The organism is Buttiauxella sp. 3AFRM03, from assembly GCF_003675305.1.
Taxonomy (GTDB): Bacteria; Pseudomonadota; Gammaproteobacteria; order Enterobacterales; family Enterobacteriaceae; genus Buttiauxella; species Buttiauxella ferragutiae.
The window spans coordinates 3935654-3956292 of the sequence record NZ_CP033076.1 but is presented as its reverse complement, the minus strand read 5'-3'; the positions used below and the strand labels follow the sequence as shown (position 1 = coordinate 3956292).

The 20639-nt window shown below is 51.1% G+C and carries 16 protein-coding genes; 3 read left to right on the top strand and 13 right to left on the bottom strand.

The features are described from left to right. Positions 1–29 precede the first annotated feature (29 nt). Positions 30–1160 carry an oligogalacturonate lyase family protein gene (locus D8682_RS19930; protein ID WP_121814979.1) on the top strand — a complete coding sequence of 377 codons (1131 nt, stop codon included), beginning with the start codon at positions 30–32 and terminating at the stop codon, positions 1158–1160. 142 nt (positions 1161–1302) lie between these two features. Here D8682_RS19930 and kduD read toward each other — a convergent pair whose 3' ends face one another. Next, positions 1303–2064: a 2-dehydro-3-deoxy-D-gluconate 5-dehydrogenase KduD gene (gene kduD, locus D8682_RS19925; protein WP_064543736.1), complete on the bottom strand. Its 762-nt coding sequence runs from the start codon at positions 2062–2064 to the stop codon at positions 1303–1305. Between the two features lie 379 nt (positions 2065–2443). Between kduD and D8682_RS19920 the strand changes: the two genes are divergently transcribed. Further along, entirely contained in the window at positions 2444–3619 is a 1176-nt protein-coding gene (locus D8682_RS19920; protein WP_064543734.1) for an oligogalacturonate lyase family protein, read from the top strand. A 345-nt stretch (positions 3620–3964) separates the two neighbouring features. Here the strand turns inward: D8682_RS19920 and D8682_RS19915 are convergent, their stop codons facing one another. The 3 genes from D8682_RS19915 to D8682_RS19905 form a co-directional block, all read right to left on the bottom strand. Beyond that, positions 3965–4648: a porin gene (locus D8682_RS19915; protein WP_064543729.1), complete on the bottom strand. Its 684-nt coding sequence runs from the start codon at positions 4646–4648 to the stop codon at positions 3965–3967. A gap of 424 nt (positions 4649–5072) precedes the next feature. Further along, the gene (locus D8682_RS19910; RefSeq protein ID WP_064543728.1) at positions 5073–6254 is read right to left on the bottom strand and encodes an acetyl-CoA C-acetyltransferase; all 1182 of its coding nucleotides are present in this window, start codon (positions 6252–6254) and stop codon (positions 5073–5075) included. 22 nt (positions 6255–6276) lie between these two features. Further along, positions 6277–7314, bottom strand: coding sequence for a sensor domain-containing diguanylate cyclase (locus D8682_RS19905; RefSeq protein ID WP_121814978.1), 1038 nt, complete (start codon positions 7312–7314; stop codon positions 6277–6279). 204 nt (positions 7315–7518) lie between these two features. On the opposite strand from D8682_RS19905, the gene D8682_RS19900 reads away from it, so the two are divergent. Next, on the top strand, positions 7519–8388 hold the full coding sequence (locus D8682_RS19900) for a hypothetical protein (RefSeq protein WP_202914350.1): 870 nt from the start codon (positions 7519–7521) through the stop codon (positions 8386–8388). A gap of 64 nt (positions 8389–8452) precedes the next feature. Here the strand turns inward: D8682_RS19900 and D8682_RS19895 are convergent, their stop codons facing one another. The 9 genes from D8682_RS19895 to D8682_RS19855 all read right to left on the bottom strand — a co-directional run bounded on the left by D8682_RS19895 (position 8453) and on the right by D8682_RS19855 (position 20546). Next, positions 8453–8809, bottom strand: a complete 357-nt coding sequence (locus D8682_RS19895) for a hypothetical protein (RefSeq protein WP_121814976.1) — start codon at positions 8807–8809, stop codon at positions 8453–8455. After that, positions 8793–9317, bottom strand: a complete 525-nt coding sequence (locus D8682_RS19890) for a chemotaxis protein CheW (RefSeq protein ID WP_121814975.1) — start codon at positions 9315–9317, stop codon at positions 8793–8795. The genes D8682_RS19895 and D8682_RS19890 overlap by 17 nt, the downstream gene beginning before the upstream one ends. After that, entirely contained in the window at positions 9314–11002 is a 1689-nt protein-coding gene (locus D8682_RS19885; RefSeq protein ID WP_238392783.1) for a diguanylate cyclase, read from the bottom strand. Before D8682_RS19885 ends, D8682_RS19890 begins: the two co-directional genes overlap by 4 nt. 11 nt (positions 11003–11013) lie before the next feature. Further along, positions 11014–11376: a response regulator gene (locus D8682_RS19880; RefSeq protein WP_121814974.1), complete on the bottom strand. Its 363-nt coding sequence runs from the start codon at positions 11374–11376 to the stop codon at positions 11014–11016. A gap of 11 nt (positions 11377–11387) precedes the next feature. Next, entirely contained in the window at positions 11388–13532 is a 2145-nt protein-coding gene (locus D8682_RS19875) for a response regulator (protein ID WP_121814973.1), read from the bottom strand. A gap of 8 nt (positions 13533–13540) precedes the next feature. Next, on the bottom strand, positions 13541–14953 hold the full coding sequence (locus D8682_RS19870; RefSeq protein ID WP_121814972.1) for a protein-glutamate O-methyltransferase CheR: 1413 nt from the start codon (positions 14951–14953) through the stop codon (positions 13541–13543). After that, complete coding sequence (locus D8682_RS19865) at positions 14950–16008, bottom strand: chemotaxis protein CheB (protein ID WP_121814971.1); 1059 nt, start codon at positions 16006–16008, stop codon at positions 14950–14952. Before D8682_RS19865 ends, D8682_RS19870 begins: the two co-directional genes overlap by 4 nt. Next, on the bottom strand, positions 15995–18094 hold the full coding sequence (locus D8682_RS19860; RefSeq protein WP_121814970.1) for a Cache 3/Cache 2 fusion domain-containing protein: 2100 nt from the start codon (positions 18092–18094) through the stop codon (positions 15995–15997). The genes D8682_RS19865 and D8682_RS19860 overlap by 14 nt, the downstream gene beginning before the upstream one ends. Positions 18095–18410: 316 nt before the next feature. Then, on the bottom strand, positions 18411–20546 hold the full coding sequence (locus D8682_RS19855; protein ID WP_238392782.1) for an EAL domain-containing protein: 2136 nt from the start codon (positions 20544–20546) through the stop codon (positions 18411–18413). Positions 20547–20639 lie beyond the last annotated feature (93 nt).

Genomic DNA, 20639 nt, shown 5'->3' with positions numbered 1-20639 from the left:
TTTTTTAACGATTAAACAGGAGTGTCGTTATGGCTAAAGGTAAGAAAATCCAACTTTCCTTCCGCGCCCGACGCGACAAGGAAACCGGTGCAGAAGTCTTGCGTTTAACCCCGCCACATGTCATTTGCCATCGTAATTATTTCTATCAAAAATGTTTCAGTAATGATGGTCAGCGGTTGATATTCGGCGGCGCATTTGAAGGGCACTGGAATTACTACTCGCTGGATCTGGACAAACAAATGGCGACCCAGTTAACCGAAGGTGAAGGTGACAACACTTTCGGTGGCTTTCTGTCAGCTGACTGCCAATCGTTGTGGTATGTGAAAAACACCAGCGAACTGCGCCGCGTTGACCTGGAGACTCTCGAAGAGCATGTAGTTTACCAAGTTGATAACCAGTGGGTGGCTTACGGTACCTGGGTTGCTAATTCGGATTGCAGCCTGTTGGTTGGTATTGAGATCAAAAAAAGCGACTGGTCGCCGCTAACTGACTGGCAAAAATTCCGTGATTTCTATTTCACCAACCCGGAATGCCGCCTGATCCGCATCGATTTACACACCGGCGAGCAACAAGTCATCTTGCAAGAAAAACGCTGGTTAGGTCATCCGATTTACCGGCCATTTGACGATCAAACCGTAGCGTTTTGTCACGAAGGGCCGCGAGATGCCATCGATGCTCGCATGTGGTTGATTAATCAAGATGGCACTAATCTGCGCAAAGTGCGCCAGCATCAGCAAGGCGAAAGCTTTACCCATGAATTTTGGGTGCCAGATGGCACTGTGCTCTATTACGTCGCTCACAAAGAAGGTGATGCACACCGCTATTTGTGGAGTGCCAACCCGTTAACTCTCGAGAATCGCCTGCTGCGAACCATTCCCCCATGCTCACACTTGATGAGTAACCACGACGGCACGCTGGTCGTCGGTGATGGTGCACCACATAAAACCGGCAATATCGATCTTAACGATCCTTTTATTTGGGTGTTTGATTTGCAGAAAGGGACGCAGAAAGCGGTTTGCCAGCACAATACATCGTGGAAAGTTCTTGATGGAGATCGGCAGGTGACACATCCACATCCGTCATTTAGCCCGGATAACCAGTGGGTGCTTTACACTTCCGACGAAGAAGGCATGCCTGCATTGTATTTAGCCAGGGTATAGATATAAAAAAACCTCCTGACTTCAGGAGGTTTCTATTTCGTTTCATTTTGTCGGGGGCGCTACGCTTGCCCGACCTACCGAAAGGAATGGATTTCGTAGGGTGGATAAGCGCAAGCGTCATCCACCTTTACTTCAATCCGAATTAACGCGCTAACCAGCCGCCATCAACCGCAACGGTGTAACCATTGATGTAATCAGAAGCAGTAGATGCCAGGAACACGATTGGACCTTTCAGATCTTCTGGCAGGCCCCAACGGCCAGCAGGGATACGCTCAAGAATGGCAGCGCTACGTTCTTCATCAGCACGCAATTGCTGGGTGTTGTTGGTTGCCATGTAACCTGGGGCAATCGCGTTTACGTTGATACCGTGTTGTGCCCACTCGTTCGCCAGCAGACGGGTCACGCCCATCACTGCGCTTTTTGACGCGGTGTAAGACGGTACGCGGATGCCGCCCTGGTAAGAAAGCATAGAAGCGATGTTAATGATTTTGCCGCCTTTGCCTTGCGCAATGAACTGGCGAGCCACAGCCTGAGACATGAAGAACACGCTCTTAATGTTCAGGTTCATGACATCGTCCCAGTCTTTTTCGCTGAAGTTGATCGCATCTTCACGACGAATCAGACCCGCGTTGTTTACCAGAATGTCGATTTGGCCGTACTCAGCAACCGCACGCTCCAGCAGAGCGGGAATGCCATCAATCTGGCGCAGGTCAGCGGTCAGGCTCAGGAAGCGGCGACCCAGAGCAGTAACACGCTCAATGGTTTCAGCCGGTTCAACGATGTTGATGCCCACGATGTCACAACCAGCTTCAGCAAGACCGATAGCCATACCCTGGCCCAGACCTGTATCACAACCAGTAACAACTGCAACTTTACCTTGTAGGGAGAACGAATCCAGAATCATGTAGGTTTCCTTTATTTATACGGGCCTGCTGTTAGCGCAAGCATTTCGGGGAAAATATTGTTCGCGCTAACTGCGCAATTCATAAATTACATACGGTGCAAACACTGTTCCGTAATCTTTGATGGGTGAATAGTAATCCTGTTGAAACTGCTTTTCAATTATAAATGAAACGTTGTTTCAGATTTTAGGATGTTCTTTTCATATTTGATAAAGCGATCACGCTTAGCGGCTTACCTCAACGTTCTGATGCCCTTCTTTGCAACATTTCATACGACAGATATTACTTTTAGTGAATGCAATCACACACTTTGAAACATTATTTTGATAAATTAGCACCCATTGTTCGTTCATCAATTCCGATAGGTAAAAGGAGAGCATCATGGCTAAAGGTATGCGGGTTAAGCTGGTTTACGAAGTGAGTCAGGACCCAGACACAGGCGTCGAAGTCACCCGCTTAACGCCACCAGAAGTCACGTGTCATCGTAATTACTTCTATCAAAAATGCTTTACCAATGATGGCAACAAGCTACTGTTTGCCGGGGAATTTGACGGCCACTGGAACTACTACCTGCTGGATATCGCCGCAGGCGAAGCGGTGCAATTAACCGAAGGCGCTGGCGACAACACTTTTGGCGGCTTCCTCTCACCTGATGACAACTCTCTTTACTATGTGAAGAACGAGCGCACGCTGTTGGAAGTGAATCTTGAGACGCTGGTTGAGCGTGAAGTTTACCGCGTACCTGATGATTGGGTTGGTTACGGCACCTGGGTGGCTAACAGCGATTGCAGCAAACTGGTGGGAATCGAAATCTCCAAAGACGACTGGGTTCCATTGAACGACTGGAAAATCTTCCACGACTTTTTCCACAAAGGTCCAAACTGCCGCCTGTTGCGTGTTGATCTACAAACCGGTGAAAGTGCAGTGATCCACCAGGAAAAAAACTGGCTCGGCCATCCGATTTATCGCCCATTCGACGACAACACTGTCGCCTTCTGCCATGAAGGTCCGCATGACCTGGTAGATGCGCGTATGTGGATGGTCAACGAAGATGGTAGCAACGTGCGTAAAGTGAAAGAGCATGCCGAAGGTGAAAGCTGCACACATGAATTCTGGGTGCCAAACGGCTCTTCTCTGATGTACGTTTCTTATCTTAAAGGCCAGCAAGGCCGCACCATTTATAGCTACAACCCGGACACGGGTGTTAACGCAGAAGTGATGCAGATGCCTGCATGCTCACATCTGATGAGTAACTTTGATGGTTCGCTGTTAGTCGGCGATGGTTCCGGTACGCCTGTCGATGTGAAAGACACCAGCGGTTATACCATCGATAACGACCCGTATTTATATGCCTTCGATGTTGCGAAAAAAGCGTATTTCCGCGTCGCTCGTCATGATACTTCCTGGGCAACATTTGCCAATAGCCGCCAGGTCACGCATCCACATCCTTCATTCACTCCGGATGACAGCGCCATTCTTTTCAGCTCCGATAAAGACGGTAAACCTGCGCTATATATTGCGAAGATGCCTGCTAACCCGGAATTAATTTCTGCCTGATAAAAGAGTATGTCCTGTGTAGGCCCTTGCCTTCTCTTTATGAGAGGGCTTTTTTTTGCCTTTATATTTCCTCAGGGCTGTCTCCTAGGCACAACTCGCTCTGGCAATTTTGTCAGGGTAAGATCTGTAAGATGAGAGGTTTTTCCGTTCACCCGTGCGTTCAGTTATCTCTTTAATTCCAGAAAACGGTGAACGTATCAAGGGATTAACACCAATCCCTTGATAATCCAGGCGCCCGGCAAATCAATCGCCTGGTGAACGGAACCTTCTCCGAATTGACAGGAACTGTCCTTCAAAGATGTGACTAAGAGACAGCTTTATGAGAGGGAATTAAAAATGAAACGATTAGAATGAATAGGCCACACCAACACGATAACGCGTCTGGCGTTCATCTGCGGTTTTACTGCCGCTCACATTACCCAACTCAGCATACGGCGCCCAGTTTTTATCCCATTTATAAGCCACTTTCACGTTATATTCTTGAGAGTCCTTCTTATTATTAGAACGGATCTCATATTGGCTTTTCGCATAAACATAGTTCAGCTCAGTACGCCAGTCGCCTAATACGAAACCTGCCCATAAATCGCCACGGTTCACTTTATCATCATCTTTCTTAGCATCATTTGGGTAGCGCGTATATTCATAACGGTAACGTGCTGCCACGTAAAAACCATTATCAAAGCTATATTGTGCATGTAAATTCGGCTTCCAAATGGTACGGTTATCCGTACTTTCGACCGTTAATGCCGGTGTAATAGCGATATTATTTGATGCTTTCCAGCGCCAGCTAATTTGGTCTTCATGACCATTACCAATCAAATCTGCAAATGGTTCATCTTTATTGGTGCCGCCAGATTTCCATTTTGCTTCAACGCTGAAACCTAAACCATTTTCAAAACGGTGAGAAACGGCAACACGGTCTGCGTTAGTACCAGCATCAATATATTCATGACGTAAATCAACAGTGACTGCCTGTGCTGCAACACTAACACCACAAAGAACAACCACACCCAGAGCTTTCTTCAACATGTTCGCATTCCCTTCATTGAAATATCGTTTCATTTTTATGAAACTGAAGTTTATTTTTAAACGAACATTATTTTAGTGATCAGGATCGTAAAAATTTATGTCAAAATACACACATGGCAATATGTGTGACAGGTATCAAAAAAATAAACGATCGCGTCCGAAACTTAGCGGAAAACATAAAGAAAAATAATAACTAGTTATAAAATTTCGCGACAGAAATCACATTGGAATGCTCGCAACCATAAATAAGCAAACATTTCAATAAACTTTCAATTTATTTACTTAAGGATATTCCAGGGCATAAAAATATGAATGAAATTAGGATGAGTTTAATAACTCAAGAAGGAGAGAAAGCAGATGAGTTGTACAAATGGAAAATGCAGGGTGGATTCGCGTTAGCGGCATCCACCCGGTGTAACTGAAATTAATCGCGCTCGATGGCCAGTGCTACGCCCTGCCCGCCACCAATACATAATGTCGCCAGCCCTTTCTTGGCATCGCGTTTAATCATTTCATGCACCAGTGAAACCAGGATTCGGCAGCCGGACGCACCAATCGGATGCCCCAACGCCAGCGCGCCGCCGTTGACATTGACCTTGCGCTCATCCCACTCCAGCATTTTGCCAACCGAAAGCGCCTGTGCCGCAAAGGCTTCATTGGCTTCGATAAGATCCAGCTCATCAAGCGACCAGCCCGCGCGCTCAAGGCAGCGCTGGGTGGCGGTCACGGGTGCAATCCCCATATACGCAGGATCCACACCCACGCTGGCAAAAGCGCGGATCCGCGCCAGCACGGGCAGATTCAGTTCTTCGGCTTTACTTGCACTCATCATTAACACCGCGGCGGCACCATCATTAATCGACGATGCATTACCCGCGGTCACGCTGCCCTGGCTATCAAACGTTGGGCGCAGCTGCGCCAGAGCTTCCGCGCTGGCATCGGTTTGCGGCTGTTCGTCAGTATCGACAATCACCGATTTACCGGCATTCAGCTCTACCGTCACCGGCACAATTTCATCTTTAAAACGCCCGGAATCGATAGCCACCCGCGCTTTGTGCTGCGACGCCAGAGCGTACGCATCCTGGCTTTCGCGGCTGATGCCATATTCGCGGGCGAGGTTTTCAGCGGTGACGCCCATATGGTAATCGTTAAATGCATCCCACAGCCCGTCATGCACCAGGCTGTCGATCAGTTGGCTGTTGCCTAAACCTGCGCCATTGCGGCTGTCCGCCAGCACATGCGGCGCCCGGCTCATATTCTCCTGACCGCCCGCAATCACCACATCGGCTTCACCGCACTGAATTGCCTGAGTCGCCAGGTGCAAGGCTTTTAAGCCAGAGCCACACACGTCGTTAATGGTGATTGCCGAAACAGACCACGGCAAACCGCTATTGATCGCCGTTTGTCGGGCAGGGTTTTGCCCGGCCCCAGCGGTCAACACCTGGCCAAGAATCACTTCGTCAACTTCTTGTTCGCTCACACCACTGCGCTCGAGCAAGGCTTTGACAACCGCACTGCCCAACTCGGAGGCTGTGCGTGGGGAAAGTGCACCCTGAAAACAACCGATGGCCGTGCGAGCGGCTCCAACGATAACGACGTCTTTCATCATTAACTCCGCAATATTAGAATTATTTAGGGGGGTTTAATGTAGTAATGGCCAGATCCCGCCGCCGTTCTTTCTCGAGATACATCGCGGTATCCGCTTCTCGCAAGGCCTGATCATGATCGGTTAGCGCCGGATTAACCGCGACAACCCCAATACTTGGGCCAGCATAATTAATCACACTGGAATGTAGCTGATACTTGCCCATCAGCAAGTTTGCCAGGCGAATTTTGAAGGCGTCTGCCGCAAATTGCGCCTCGTCAAACTCACCAGGCCCAACGCCTGCGACCACGAATTCATCGCCACCGACCCGGCCTAGTACTTCGTGAGCGCGAACCCCCTCTTTCAGGCGTTGCCCCACTGCCCGCAGGAAATCATCGCCAGCATCGTGACCATAAACATCATTGATCTGTTTGAAATCATCGAGATCGGTAAAGGCTAACAGCACGTAACGCGCTTCATCACGCGCCCTGGAAAAGAGTTTAGGTAACTCTTCAAAAACAGCGCGACGGTTGGGCAATCCCGTCAGCTCATCAGTATAGCTGGCGGTGGTCAGCGCGACATTGGCCTGCTGTAACTGCTGTAACAGCCGCTCATTCTGGATCTGTTGAGCAATCAACTGCGCGAAGAGTTGCAGAACTTGTTCACTGCGCTCATTCAACACCCGGTGTTCGGAGCTGGCCGCACAAAGCGTGCCATAAAGTGAGCCATCCGCAAGGGTAACTGGCGTGCTGACATAAGTAGTGATACCCAACACTTTCGCGGCCTGGGAATCGCCCCAGACACTGGCGACATCGCTGGTGTAGCGCTTTCCTTCGTCCAGCGCACGCTTGCAAAGCGTATCGCCCCACGGCACAGAAAGCCCTTCGGGAATCTGCATTTGCCGGGTGTTACGGGAAAAAAGGATATGTTGGAAGCTGCCATCCGGTTCAATGCGAGTCAGGTAAGTTGACTCCATATTGGTCACCAGTTCGAGCATTTCAAGCAGCTGTCGGACAAGACCTTCGAGGGTATATTCAGATTCTAACGCCGTGGAAATTCGCTCGATAAGATTGTCAGACATAAAGCATGATTACCTGTATTAAAAATAGTGCGCAGACGAAAGCCGAGTTCAGGCTCGTTTTTAACATATTTTTAATATGAGTGCTTCTGGCGGAGTTGAGAATTGAGTACGGAGGCGAATTTTACCTATTGGCGGGGGCGCAACACTTGCCCGCCCTACTGATAGCTCTGTTTTGTCATACCACTGAAATAAAAGATAATTAGCATGCTGAAAACTAATAATTCTGTAAGGATACTTATGAAAATTAATTACACTTCAGCATGTTTACTTTGCCTGTTCGCCTCATTTTCCTCTCTTGCTGAACAGGCAATTCCAGAGACGTCTCAGGCCACCACCATTAAGCGTTATTCTGTTAAGGAAGCTCGTCAGGCTGTTGCGGTAGATGGCCAGGCATTTTATGCGATAAACAATCAGACCATCGTAAAAATGGATAAAAACACCGGCCGCGAATTAGCACGCTGGCAAGGTGAAAAAGAGGGGCCTTTAAGCCATCTTGATAGCGGTGTGGTATTCGATGGGAAGCTCTATGCAGCCCATACAAACTACCCGCAGTGGCCGATGACCAGTTCTGTTGAAATCTGGGATACCGCAACATTGGCGCATGTTAGCAGTTACAGTTTCGGTATTGACCGTGGCTCGCTAACCTGGATTGATCGCGATGCGAACGGGGTTTGGTGGGGGACTTTTGCTAATTACAATCGTGTCTTTGGAAAAAGCTCTTCGGTATACGGCAATAAATATAATACCCAACTTGTGCGCTTCGACGATAAGTGGCAAGTACAGGAAAGCTGGGTGTTCCCCGATGCTTTAATTGATCTGTTTGATGACATGAGCAATTCTGGCGGCTCATGGGGAAAGGATGGCAAACTCTATATAACAGGGCATGACAACCCGGCTATATATGTTCTGGAAATTCCAAAAATGGGATCAGTGCTCAATTGGGTCAATACCATTAAGGCTGATATTTCCGGGCAAGGCATTGCTTATGATCGCAGTGTAGAAAACAAAATAATTTACGGCATTGTCCGTCGCGATAATTCAGAATCTGAAATTACGGTAAACCAGCTTGAATAAATCAGAGTGTGAGCCTTAAAGGCTGGCGGGGGCGCTGCGCTTGCGCGCCCTACGTGACGGTGTCTCACCAACTCAACAACGGGCTAAAACTTTCATCTTTCACTAACGCCCGCAGCGCCGGGAGCTGGCAACAGTGCTGCATAAGCGCGGGCAGTGGGAAAATATCACTCGCTGGTAGCGTCACATTTTCCAGCTCGCCCCAGAAATACCAGCCCTCTGCCACACCGCTGGCGGGCACCCACAAATGCAGATGCAAACCCTGCTCTGGCTCATCAGGTAAACCTAGCCATTGGCTAAAACGTGGGACGTCATCGGTTTCATAATCCACCAGCGCACAACGCTGCACCTGGTCTGCCGGAATATAAAAATGCACATCCCCAAGCGTGATACGCACGCTCGCAAGGTTAAGCGAGTGCGTCATAACCGCTGGTTTCCAGGTAACGCTCAAAAATTAAATCCAAATCTAATAAAGCGAAATACTCTTTCCCAACAGGCACAATCCCCACTACCACTTTCTGCATGGCGGCAGATAAATGCTCAGCCGCCGGATGAATCTGGCTCTGCGCGACGTCCAGCACATCGACTAATTTGTCGACCAGAATCCCGCTTTGCATTTTCTGGCCACGCCCCATCAGGATAGTGCGCTTAGCGATGTTCTCCGCCGCAGGCGTTTCAATCAGCGAGTTAAGGGTAATCACTGACTCCACGCGCCCACGGTGATTGATTACCCCTTCAAGCGAGGGCGGGCAACCTGGCACCCAGGAAATCGGGCGGTCGGCCAGAATCTCTTTGATTTGCGCGCCGTAAAAAGCAAAGTTCTTATCGGCGACTTTAAATAACACCAGGCTGCACTGCGGCTCGTCGACATTGGTAATTTCGCGCTTTTCGGTCTGATACTGGCTGAGGATTTGCTCTAATGGCTCGCTCATGCGACCTCCCTATCTTCAGCCAGGCAATAGCGATTGCGGCCTCGCTGTTTGGCGCTATACAGCGCCTGGTCGGCACGGTCGCGGATGGTGTCGATTTCGTCGCCCGGCAGCCACGAGGCAATGCCAGCACTGAACGTGTTGCTAAAACGCGTCTGGTTGACCGAGAAGTGAATCTTTTCAAACCCCTGGCGCAGCCGTTCCACCACCGCCGCTGCCTGCTCTTTGGTGGTCCCCGGCATAATGATCGCGAACTCTTCACCACCGTAGCGGCCAACAATATCGGTGCTGCGCAGGCGATGGGAAAACAGCTGTGAGATCCCGAGGATCACCTGGTCGCCCGCCACATGGCCGTAAGTATCATTGATGCTTTTGAAGTGATCTAAATCGACCATCACCAGGCTGAAAGGCACGCCGCTATATTTGGATTCAGTGATCGCACTTTCCAGATAATGGGTGGTGGTCGAGTGGTTATACAAACCGGTCAAGCTGTCTTGCGACATACGGGCACGCAGGGTGCGCATTCTTTCCGCGCGAATCGACACCGCGTTAATCAGCTCCTGCGGGTCGGCCTGCTTGATAATGAAATCTTCCGCACCGGTACTCATCGCGCCAAACTGGGTGGTTTTATTGGTTTCGCTGGAAAGATACGCGATAGGCAAACCGATGTGCTGCGGGATCTGGCGGATCAGTTTGGTCAGCTCTTCGCCGCTGTATTCCGGCATATGGAAATCCATCAGCACAATGTCGATCGGATGGGTATTCAGGACATTCAGCAAATGTGGAATTCGCGAAAGCACGTGTACTTCCATGCCCGCCATGCGCAGCATTTCTGCGTTGTACTGCGCCACTTCCGGCTCATCGTCAATCAACAACACCTGATACGGTTTTTTCAGCGAAGGCTGCGTTAAACGATGCAGCTCCTGCACTAAATCGGTGGTGGCGGCGGGTTTCACGTAGTAACCGTCACAGCCCGCTTTTATCGCATTAATCCGCGCGTGGAAATGGCTGTGACAGGAAAGATAAAGCACCGGGAACGGCGTGCCGACTTTCTTTTTCAGATCCGACATCGCCAGCGGGCCGCCATAGGCGTGCTCGGGGAAACTGACATCCATAATCACCACCGACGGCGGCTGTGAAATCACCGCCTTGGTAAAATCGGCGGTGTTGGTAAAGACATAACAAATGAAGCCAAAACAACGCAACTGAGTCGCCAGCAATTCGGCCTGCTCGCTTTCATCATCACACAGGTAAACGGGCTTGATGGTGCGGTTAATCGCCACTTCTTCTTGGCTGGAGGCAGCAATCGGGAATTTAACCAACGCATCTCCACCGCGACGCGCGCTTTCCGCCTGCTCTTCCGTCAACGCATACAACTGACTGATAACCTGCGCTAATTTTCCAAACAGCGCCTCATCAAGCGGATGATTCACCAATAAATACTCACCTTCAGACGCCTGGCTGGAGATTTTACTGAAGCCAAACGAAGCGCTGGTGCCATGAATACTGTGCAACAGCAGATGCAGTTGCTTGCTGTCCGTTTCATTCGGCTGGGCGCTTAATTTAGCCAACAGCTCTTCGGCCTGGCCCAGCATCTTCGGGATGCGTTCCAAAAAGCGCTGGCGTAGGCGAGCAATTTTATCCTGCGCGGTATTCATCGTGGTTTGCGTCAATTCTTGTTTCATCATGATTGAGTAATCTATTCAGCCGCCGCAACTGGCATCAGTAATTCATTCACCACCGCCACCAGTCTTTCCGCCATATTCTCGTCTTTCTTCACCCAACAATCGGGGATAACGGTAATGTCGGTCATCTCGCTGGCGCTGAGTAACACAAACGGTTTGTTCCAGCCGTTGGCACGCAGCATCTCTAACAGATCCAACCCGGTAATTTCCGGCATATGGAAATCACTGATCACCAGCTCAATCGAACTGTCAGAATCCAGGTTGGCTAATGCGCTCAAAGCGCTTTCGGCAATCAGCACGTCGTAGCCGTTCATTTCCAGAAATAACGCCGCCAGTTCAGCCGCGAATAAGTCATCATCCACTAGTAATACACGCATCTTTTTCTCTCTTAACACAGCAGCATTTTCAGTGTTTCTATCAGGCTATCTTGTTCAAAATCACCCTTGGCGATATACGCATCCGCACCGACCTGGATCCCGCGGCGGCGGTCTTCTTCTTTGGCTCGTGATGTCACGATAATAATCGGGATATGCTGGTAGTTTTCTTCGGCGCGCAGCGCCCTGGTGAGCGAGAAACCGTCCATCACCGGCATTTCGACATCCGTCAGTACCGCGTCAAATTGCGTCAGCCGCGCTTTTTGCAAACCAGCTAAACCATCTTCAGCCAGCGTCACCTGATAGCCGTGGGCTTCAAGCACGTTTTTCTCGATTTCACGGGTGTTCATAGAATCGTCGACGATCAGCACATGCCAGGCATTCGCCCGCACTTGCGGTTTTGTCGCCGTGGCTCGCGATTGCCCGCGCTTCTGCGCCATCTCCATCAGCACCGGAACCTGCAAAATACTCACCAGTTGGTTATCGGGCGACAACACCATGCCGGAGACTAAAGCCTGCGAGCGCATGTGCTTCGGCAGCGGCTTAATCATCATGTTGCGCTCGTCGAGCAGGTTATCCACCAGCATCGCCATCTTGCCGAACTGGTTCTGAATGATGATCAGCAGCAAGCTGGTTGCCATGGGCGCGGGCGCAGTCTGGCTTGCAGGACGGTCCTGGATGCGCAGCAACTCGGCGGCGGAAATCACCGGGATAAATTCGTTATGCAGAATGATCGCCGGACGGCCAGCAATGTCGCGGATTTCATCACGCGAGTATTTCACCACTTCCACCACATATTGCGCGGCGAGGCCAAAGAGATGGTTCTGCTGCTCGAATTGCAAAATGCGCATCATCGCCAGCGAAATAGGCAAGCGGATAATAAAGGTGGTGCCAACCCCGGCGCGGCTGTGTACCTGCAAAGTGCCTTGCAGATCCGCGACAATGGTTTTGCGCACAATATCCAGCCCGACACCACGGCCAGATAATTCGGTGACAATCTTGCTGGTTGAAAAGCCAGGGTGGAAAATTAGCTCGTTACATTCCTGCTCGGAAAGCTGATCGACCACCGCCGCCTCCACCAGCCCCCGCGCCACCGCTTTGGCACGAATACCGGGATAATCCAGACCACGGCCATCATCTTCCACGCGCAGCAAGATGCCACGCCCGTCTTGTTGGGTGGTCAGCGTGATGGTGCCACGCGCCGATTTACCTGCTGCCAGCCGTTCCGCTGCCTCGCCAATGCCATGATCGATGGCGTTACGCAGCAAGTGTGTTAACGGTTCAGACAGGCGATCAATTAACTGCCGGTCGATCTCAACTTCACCGCCCAAAATACGGCAATCCACCTGCTTATTGAGCGCGGTCGCCAGTTCGCGTACCTGCGTCGAAACCGGTTCGAACAACATCGATACCGGCAACATACGGATGGTGGTCGCCACGTCGTACAGTTCGAACATCTGCAAATGCTGAACCTGGAAATCTTCTTTAAATTGGCGGCTAAATTGCACGATCTGCTGGCGAAGCTGTGCTGCGTCCATTTGCGCCAGCCGCGGCCCAAGGTTCGCCAGGCTTTGCACTTGCTGCTCCAGGCGGTCATGGCTGGCGACCACTTCGCCCAAAATGTTTATCAGGTCATCGAGTTTCTCGAGCCTGACACGCACCGAACTGGCCTGTTTCAGCCCGTTATCCACCGCCTCAAGATTTAGCGCACTGAACGGTTTTTCCAGTGGCGGCGGCGTGCTCTGCTCCGCACTGCTATCCATTTCGCCACGGCTGGCGCGCGCCAGTCGCTCGCATAAGGCTTCATCGGCTGGCGGTAACTGATTGTTGCCGTCGGTGGCCGAAAGCTGGGCCAGTTGATCCGAAATGTAATCACAGGCTTGCAGGATCAAGGTGCCAAGCTGTTGGTCCGGCGCGAGCTTTTTATCGCGTAGCTCGCTTAAGATCTCTTCAAGCTGATGGGTGACGTCAGCGATGCTTTGCAGCTTCAGCATCCGCGCGCCACCTTTCAGGGTATGGGCGGCACGAAACATCTCGCCGATTTGCGCGTCGCTACTTTCGCCGGACGAGAGCAAAAACGCGCCCTCTTTTACGGTGTGTAAATGGCCATTGGCTTCATCAATAAAGCGCAGCACAAATTTTTTAAGATCGATAGCCATACGCTTCTCTATTGCCCATCCTGACCGGTGAACTGCGCCAACTGATGTTCACAAAGAAAACGAAACGAATTACTCGGAAATGACAGCGGCAGCCGCAGTGCGCAGGCGTTGCTGGTGTTGTTCAATTCCGCATTGAGCAATTGCAGAGTGATGCGGTAAGTGCGCAGCGCCGGGCGATACAGCTCGCTTTGGCGATACATTTCCGCCAGGTAATAATGCGCGGGCCAGTAGCCAGGCTGTTGATAAACCACCTGTTTAAACCAGGCAATCGCCTGCTGGGTGTGGTGCTGCCACATCATTGCCAGCCCCAGCAGCATTTTCGCTTCTGCCGACCATTCATCCAGTTCCAGAACGTGTTGTGCACTTTGCGCAGTCTGCTCGAATTCGCATTTTTCCAGCGCAATCGCCCCTTTGATAACCAACGCTTCCTGATGATGAATATCGCAATCCAGCACCTGGCTTATCCACTCTTCGGCCTGGGCAAAGCGTTTTTCCGCCACACACTCCAGCGCCTTTTTAATCCAGATTTCACACTGTTGCGTGGCACGAACGGGAACCGCAACACAAGGTGCAGCGGCAGGCATAACGACGGGTTTCACACTGGCGCTGGCGACCTGAGCACGGGAAATTTTCGGCTGGCAGAAGTAAAACAGGCCGTGTTCCTGCTTTAATTTCAGGATGCCAAAGTTATTGGCCAGCGTTTCCGCATTGCCGAAGAACAGCGCGCCATCGGGTTGTAACATGGTGAGCAAATTGAATTGCAGCAGACGCCGCGTTTCGTCATCAAAATAGATCGAGACATTGCGCAGCAAAATAATGTCGAACTTCGGCTGTAGCTGCTCTTTGACAATGTTCGAACGGTGGAACGTCACCTTGCTACGAATCAGATCGTGTAACTGGAACTGGTTGCCGTTGCGGGTGAAATAATTTTGCTGCAAAAGCGGATCAACACCGCGAAACGAATAACTGGAATAGTTTGCCGCGCGCGCTTTGTCGAGAATTTTGGTGTCGATGTCGCAACCGTGAATTTCCACACGGGCGGCAAAATGGTCGTGGTATTTCTGGTGCAGTTTAATCGCCAGCGAGTAAGCTTCTTCACCGGATGAACAACCCGCGCTTAAGATGCGCACCGGGCCGCCGCGCTGCTCGAGCATTCTCGGCACCAGCTTGTCGCAGACCATATCCAGCACTTCCGGCTCACGGAAAAAGTAGGTTTCGTTGATGGTCAGCAGGCTAAGAAGCTTGTCGAACTCGCTGGTCGAGACGCAGAGTTTTTCATAGTACTTTTCGCTGCTCTCTTTCCCGCGCTCGCCCATACGCTGCAACAAAGCGGTGTTGAGCAACCCTTCCATGCCGTTAAAAAAATGCAGACCGACTCTGTCTTTGATCAGCGCTTTGAAGTCCGCAATATTGGGGATCATGGCAATTTGCCCTCGAATTTCCCTTGATGAGCCATCGCCAGCAACGCTCCCGCCAGCTTTTCCAGCGGCAAAATTTTGTGGATGACGTTTTTATCGATGGCGAATTTATTCATGCCGAACACTACGGAAGTGACTTCATCTTGCGCGAGGGTTTTACCGCCCTTGTGAAAAATGGCTTCAATGCCGCGACAACCGTCGCTGCCCATACCGGTCATGATCAGCCCTACGGATTTTTCGCCATACACTTCCGCTACCGACTCCAACAGCAAGTTGCAGCTTGGGTGGTAAACATCACTCGTCTTGCGCGGAATGGTGGCTAAACGATGGTGTTTTTTAACCACCAGATGGTGCTCAGGCGGCAAGATATACACCCGCCCCGCGGTCAAAATGTCATTCTCCCCGGCAAGACGCACTTCCAGTTCGGTGACGCTATCCAGCCACTGCACCATGCTTTTCGCAAAGCCGTCAGCGATATGCTGGGCGATGATAATCGGGCAGGGAAACACCGCCGGTAGCGCCTGCAACAATTTGCTCAAAGCCTGCGGCCCGCCGGTTGAGCAGGCAATCGCCAGCACAAACGGCCATTGATGATGCGGGGCTTCGGTTACGCTGGCGGGTTTTGTTGGCGGCTCGGCATGATGGCGCAGCCCCTGGATATGGCGAATCACCTTTACGCCCACCAGCATTTCAACCTGGCGATGCAGAGCCTGGGTCGCTTGCAGCGATTCCCCCTGGTTGTCGACCACCGCCAGCGCGCCACGGGTAATGTATTCCGTGTCCCACTGCGCGTCGGCGTAGTAACGCATCACCATGATGGGAATCGCACAGGTCGCCATAATGGTTTCGACGGTTTCGACGTTTTCGCTATCGGGCGCACCTAAAGTCAGCACCAGCAGATTGGGCGCCATCTTTTGCACCAGGCTCGCCGCCTGTTCGCGTTGCACCGCCTGCCCGACCACGACAATGTTCTTATTCATCTCAAGCTGGCGGATCAGCGAGTCTCGCGACTCGCTGCCATGATCGACGATCAGCACGCGGATTTTAGGTAGGGTCATCAGGGTTATCCGTCAATTTGAAGGACCCGGTGGCCTGGTTCAGCTCTTTGGAGAGCTGAGTCATATCCTGGCTAATTGAAAGAATGTCTTTGATGGATTGCGAGGTGTAATTACTGGCGACCACGATTTCACGCAGCGCCATCACCACCTGATTACTCGCCGTTTTCTGCTGCTGAGTGGACAGAGAAATCTGCATCGCCGCCGTCGAAGTTTGTTCTGCGGTCGCCACAATGTCATGCAAACGGTCGGCGCTCACTTTGCAGGCTTTGGTGCCCGCTTTAATGCTGTTGCTGCCTTTTTCGGCGTTGAGCACCAGGCGGTTAATCGAGTTTTGAATCTCGCTGATTTTATTCTCAATTTCAAAAGTCGATTCGGTGACTGAATCGGCCAGGCGGCGAATTTCTGCCGCCACCACTGAGAAACGCTTGCCGGATTCACCGGCACTTGATGCTTCCAGTGCCGCATTAAAAGCAATCAGTTTGGTTTGATCCGCCACGTTGTTGATGATCACCATCACGCGGCTGATTTCTTTGGACTTGTTCCCGAGCATCATGATTTCACGCATGCTTTGCTGGTTGTCGCTATCGATGTCGGCCATGCGGGTCAGCAACTCACCCATCGAGTCGGAGCCTTTGTTGCAGTCTTCCAGCGTGACGTTGGCAATATCGACCACCGCACGCGAATGCTCGGCAATCTGCGTTGAGGAGGCGGACAACTCTTCCATCGTCGAAGTAATTTCCGCCACCGAGGAAGACGTTTCGACGCTGGTTGAGGCTTGCCCGTCTACCGCTTCGGTAATGTTTAACGCCGCTTCATGAACGTGATGAGCATGGGAAACCACTTCGCCCACCAGCGCATGCAGCGAGGCGCGCATCTTCTCATTGGCACTGAGCAAATCACCGATTTCATCGTTGTGATCAACATGCACATCAACGCTCAGATCGCCCTGCGCAATAGACTGCGAAACTTTCAGCACGTTGTTTAAACGGCGGGAAATCAGGATGCGGCTGGTTCCGGCAATCAGCAGCAAAATCACCGGCATCAGCAGCACGCTAAACAGCAACAGGCTGTTACGCACCAGATTGCTGCTTTTGGCAACGTCATCCACGTAACTGGTGGTGGCGATGATCCAGTTAATCCCTTCAATATGCTCAAACACCGAGACTCGCTTGCGCGGTGCCGCGCCGTAGCCGCTAACGGTTTCGTAATAAATGGTGCCGTTTTTGCGCGCCAGAATATCGGCATAGCGTTTGTAGCCGTGGGCGTCAGTAATATTCTCGACGTTCTGGTTGGCTAATGTTGGGTGAGCCACCATGTGACCGGGGTTAAATCCGGCATCCAGCACGTAGGCGTAACCGCCTTCGCCAATATGCACCGCCAGCAGCTCTTTAATCACCGGTTGCAGCGCCAGTTTGACGTCAAAACCAATCGCCACCGCCCCGACAACCTGGCCGTATTTATCGGCAATCGGTTCGTAATGGCTGATGAATTGTTTGCCGTATAACACCACCACGCCGGTAAAAGGTTTATTTCTGGCTAATTCGGCCAGCGCCGGGTTGTCGTGGCTGAGGACGGTGGAGGTGGCAATTCGTCCCTCTTTGCCCTGTAACGAGGTAGAGACGCGCACAAATTGATCGCCTTCGCGAACAAAGGTCGAGGCAAATACACTGGTTAATTCAGTGAAATGAGCATTAATGCTTTTGTCATTTAATAGCGCTTTTAATGGCTCGGCATCCATTGAGTGCAGCGGTACCGAAGACATATTTTGATAGTTGTTGATATAAACGTTGCTGTAGCGTTCAGCGTCGCGCGTCACGCGTTTATATTCAGTGAGAATATTGTTATGGAATATCCGGGTATTGGAACGCAGCACTTCCAGCGCATTGCTTTCCAGCTGCTTCGATAAATAATTCGACAGCAGAAATGACGCGCCAACCAGCAACACGCCAATACACGCCACCAGCATCAACCCCAGCTTCATGGCGACACCCACGTGTAACTTATGCAGCCATGCTGTCAGACCACTTTCCCTGGTAGCGGAATATTCAGCCTCTTCCTGACGCTTGAATTTAAATAAGTGACTCATGGGTTTCCATTTTTATTGTGGTGTAAGAAGGTTCTGCTGTTCGTTTCATTGCTGTTCATTGGTGGATGACGCTGCGCTTATCCACCCTACAACTAATCAAAACTGGTGGATGACGCTGCGCTTATCCACCCTACAACTAATCAAAACTGGTGGATGACGCTACGCTTATCCACCCTACAACTAATCAAAACTGGTGGATGACGCTGCGCTCATCCACCCTACAACTAATCAAAACTGGTGGATGACGCTGCGCTTATCCACCCTACAACGGCTGTTTCGTAGGTCGGGCAAGCGCAGCGCCCCCGACACCATCGGATCACACAAGCGTAAGCAAAGGCACTGGCTTACCAATGTGATAACCCTGCAACCAGTCGACATTCATTCTTTCCAGGCAAAGCTGAATACTTTCGTTCTCAACATATTCGGCCACCACCTGCATATTTTTCATTCTTGCAACATGGCAAAACGACTCAACAATGTAGTGGCTGACTTCGCTCTCGGTAATTTCACGGATAAACGAACCGTCGATTTTTAAAATATCCGCGCTGACATCACGTAACCGCGCATGGCTGGAAAAACCGGTACCAAAGTCATCAATTGCTACCCGACAACCGAGGCTTTTGAGCGAACGCACGGTGTTCTGCGATTGTTCGGTATCGGACAGTGCGTCTGCTTCGGTTATCTCAAAGATGATGCGCTGCGGATCCACACCAAACTCGGCCAGCAGCAACTGCACGCTGTGAACAAAACTGGCGCGACACACCGTGACCGGTGCGAGATTGATCGAGAAGCTGCGATCCGGCTGCTGCTGCATGGTTTTTAGCGTGTTGCGGATCACCCAAAGATCGATATCCGGCGCGAGGCCCGCTTCGGTCGCTACTGGCAAAAAGCGGTCCGGCGGAATAAAGCGCCCTTCTTCGTCCAGCATACGCAGCAAGATCTCGTGGTAGCGCTCTTCGCCACGGGTGCTGACAATCGGCTGCGCCATTAACACGAAGGCGTCGTTATCCAGCGTTTTTTGGAGCACCGTACGAATATCAGTGCGCCCGACGATGTAACTTTCCAGAATGCGGCTGGACTGCGCTTCAAGGTTTTCAGGTTTGCCATTGACCAGCGACAGCCCGGAAACAATCCCCAGCTTTCCGGTCAGGCTGTAAACGTCATTACAGAACTGAGTGGCCCGGCAATAACCGAGGCCGCTGCGGAAACCAAGCTGCTGATTGTTATGTGAATAACGAAAGGTGTTGGCAGATTGATACAGCAGGCTGAGCCTTCCCCAGCTTGGGTCGTCAAGCTTGAGCAGCAGGCCATAACCCGCGTGGTAGTAAATTTTCTCATCGCCTCGCAGATTGCTACGCAGGTGATCGGCGAGCTTTTTTTGGTATCTGGCGCGAAAGTGCAAACCGTAACGGCGTGAGAAAAGTTCCATTTCTGGAACCTGAATCAGGCCAACCGTGGAGTGTGGCGACTGTTTAATATCCGCCTTTAAGGCACGCAGATTCGGCATGTTGGTCATCGGGTCGGTTAACCCCATTTCCAGCAGCTGATCAAAACGTAACTTATTGAATCTGGACAATACGCCCATGATGACGATGGTCAGCGTAAAGACAAAAATAGCCGTCGACACCAGCACCTGATGCAACATGAAGTCGTCGTTGAGGGCAATGTAGTTTTCGTTATTCTTAGCCAAAATGATAAGCATCACCGTCCAGATTGGCGCGGTGAAGAGATAGCCGATGCGCACTGAGCTCCACAGCATCAGCGGGAAAATCAGGATCAGGCTGTAAAAGGTAAAAAAGACGTTATCTTTGAAAGGGATGTTGAGAAAAATCATCAAGACAAGCAGCGATACCGCCCAGAGCGTAAAACGGATGTACCCGACGCTTTCTGAAAACTGTGCGCCGATAGACTTCAGGCATATCGCGGCATATTTCGGGCGGCAGATAATCCTTAACACGGTATAAAACAGCGGAATACCAGTTACGCAGCCGTTCATCACCCCCTGGATTCTGACCAGCGTTTCCGCGTTAAACACATGCTCAAACGCCATCGCAGCGCAGGGATGATAAGTGGTAAACAGGCAGACCACTTCGCTAAACACGGTATTGAGCAAGGCGTTGCACAAGCACAGCCAGATGAGCCGTTGACTGGTGAGAATGATGCGCCCAAAACTGGATGGGCTACGCCAGCCGGTGCTTTTGGCATAGAAGAAATAGCTAATCAAGGCGGCGGCCAGATAGCCAAGCAGCTCATAAAATTCAGTCAGAGGGCGCAATAACAGGGTTAATACGCTGAGCAAAGCCAGGCCTGCTACGGCGCGGTAGCCAAACAATACCAGTACGGCGGAGATGGCCGCTAATTCGAGGTCATAGACCACCAGAACCTGGTCATCAACGATGAGATGGCTGCTGAGCAGTTGCGCCAGTGCGTAAAGCAGGCAGGGAAGAATCAACGGTAAACCCCACCGTTTATTAGTATGCGCTGTGCTATCGCTCGCTATAGAGTCCAAGAATTTAACCCGTGTTGTATGCTTTAGAGTGCTATT

Bases quoted from the DNA above. Each gene is read 5' to 3' on its own strand.
- D8682_RS19905 (WP_121814978.1), bottom strand. From the start codon at position 7,314: ATGTCTGACAATCTTATCGAGCGAATTTCCACGGCGTTAGAATCTGAA.
- D8682_RS19895 (WP_121814976.1), bottom strand. From the start codon at position 8,809: ATGACGCACTCGCTTAACCTTGCGAGCGTGCGTATCACGCTTGGGGAT.
- D8682_RS19915 (WP_064543729.1), bottom strand. From the start codon at position 4,648: ATGTTGAAGAAAGCTCTGGGTGTGGTTGTTCTTTGTGGTGTTAGTGTT.
- D8682_RS19900 (WP_202914350.1), top strand. From the start codon at position 7,519: ATGCTGAAAACTAATAATTCTGTAAGGATACTTATGAAAATTAATTAC.
- D8682_RS19910 (WP_064543728.1), bottom strand. From the start codon at position 6,254: ATGAAAGACGTCGTTATCGTTGGAGCCGCTCGCACGGCCATCGGTTGT.
- D8682_RS19865 (WP_121814971.1), bottom strand. From the start codon at position 16,008: ATGACCCTACCTAAAATCCGCGTGCTGATCGTCGATCATGGCAGCGAG.
- kduD (WP_064543736.1), bottom strand. From the start codon at position 2,064: ATGATTCTGGATTCGTTCTCCCTACAAGGTAAAGTTGCAGTTGTTACT.
- D8682_RS19890 (WP_121814975.1), bottom strand. From the start codon at position 9,317: ATGAGCGAGCCATTAGAGCAAATCCTCAGCCAGTATCAGACCGAAAAG.
- D8682_RS19875 (WP_121814973.1), bottom strand. From the start codon at position 13,532: ATGGCTATCGATCTTAAAAAATTTGTGCTGCGCTTTATTGATGAAGCC.
- D8682_RS19930 (WP_121814979.1), top strand. From the start codon at position 30: ATGGCTAAAGGTAAGAAAATCCAACTTTCCTTCCGCGCCCGACGCGAC.
- D8682_RS19920 (WP_064543734.1), top strand. From the start codon at position 2,444: ATGGCTAAAGGTATGCGGGTTAAGCTGGTTTACGAAGTGAGTCAGGAC.
- D8682_RS19880 (WP_121814974.1), bottom strand. From the start codon at position 11,376: ATGCGTGTATTACTAGTGGATGATGACTTATTCGCGGCTGAACTGGCG.
- D8682_RS19870 (WP_121814972.1), bottom strand. From the start codon at position 14,953: ATGATCCCCAATATTGCGGACTTCAAAGCGCTGATCAAAGACAGAGTC.
- D8682_RS19860 (WP_121814970.1), bottom strand. From the start codon at position 18,094: ATGAGTCACTTATTTAAATTCAAGCGTCAGGAAGAGGCTGAATATTCC.
- D8682_RS19885 (WP_238392783.1), bottom strand. From the start codon at position 11,002: ATGATGAAACAAGAATTGACGCAAACCACGATGAATACCGCGCAGGAT.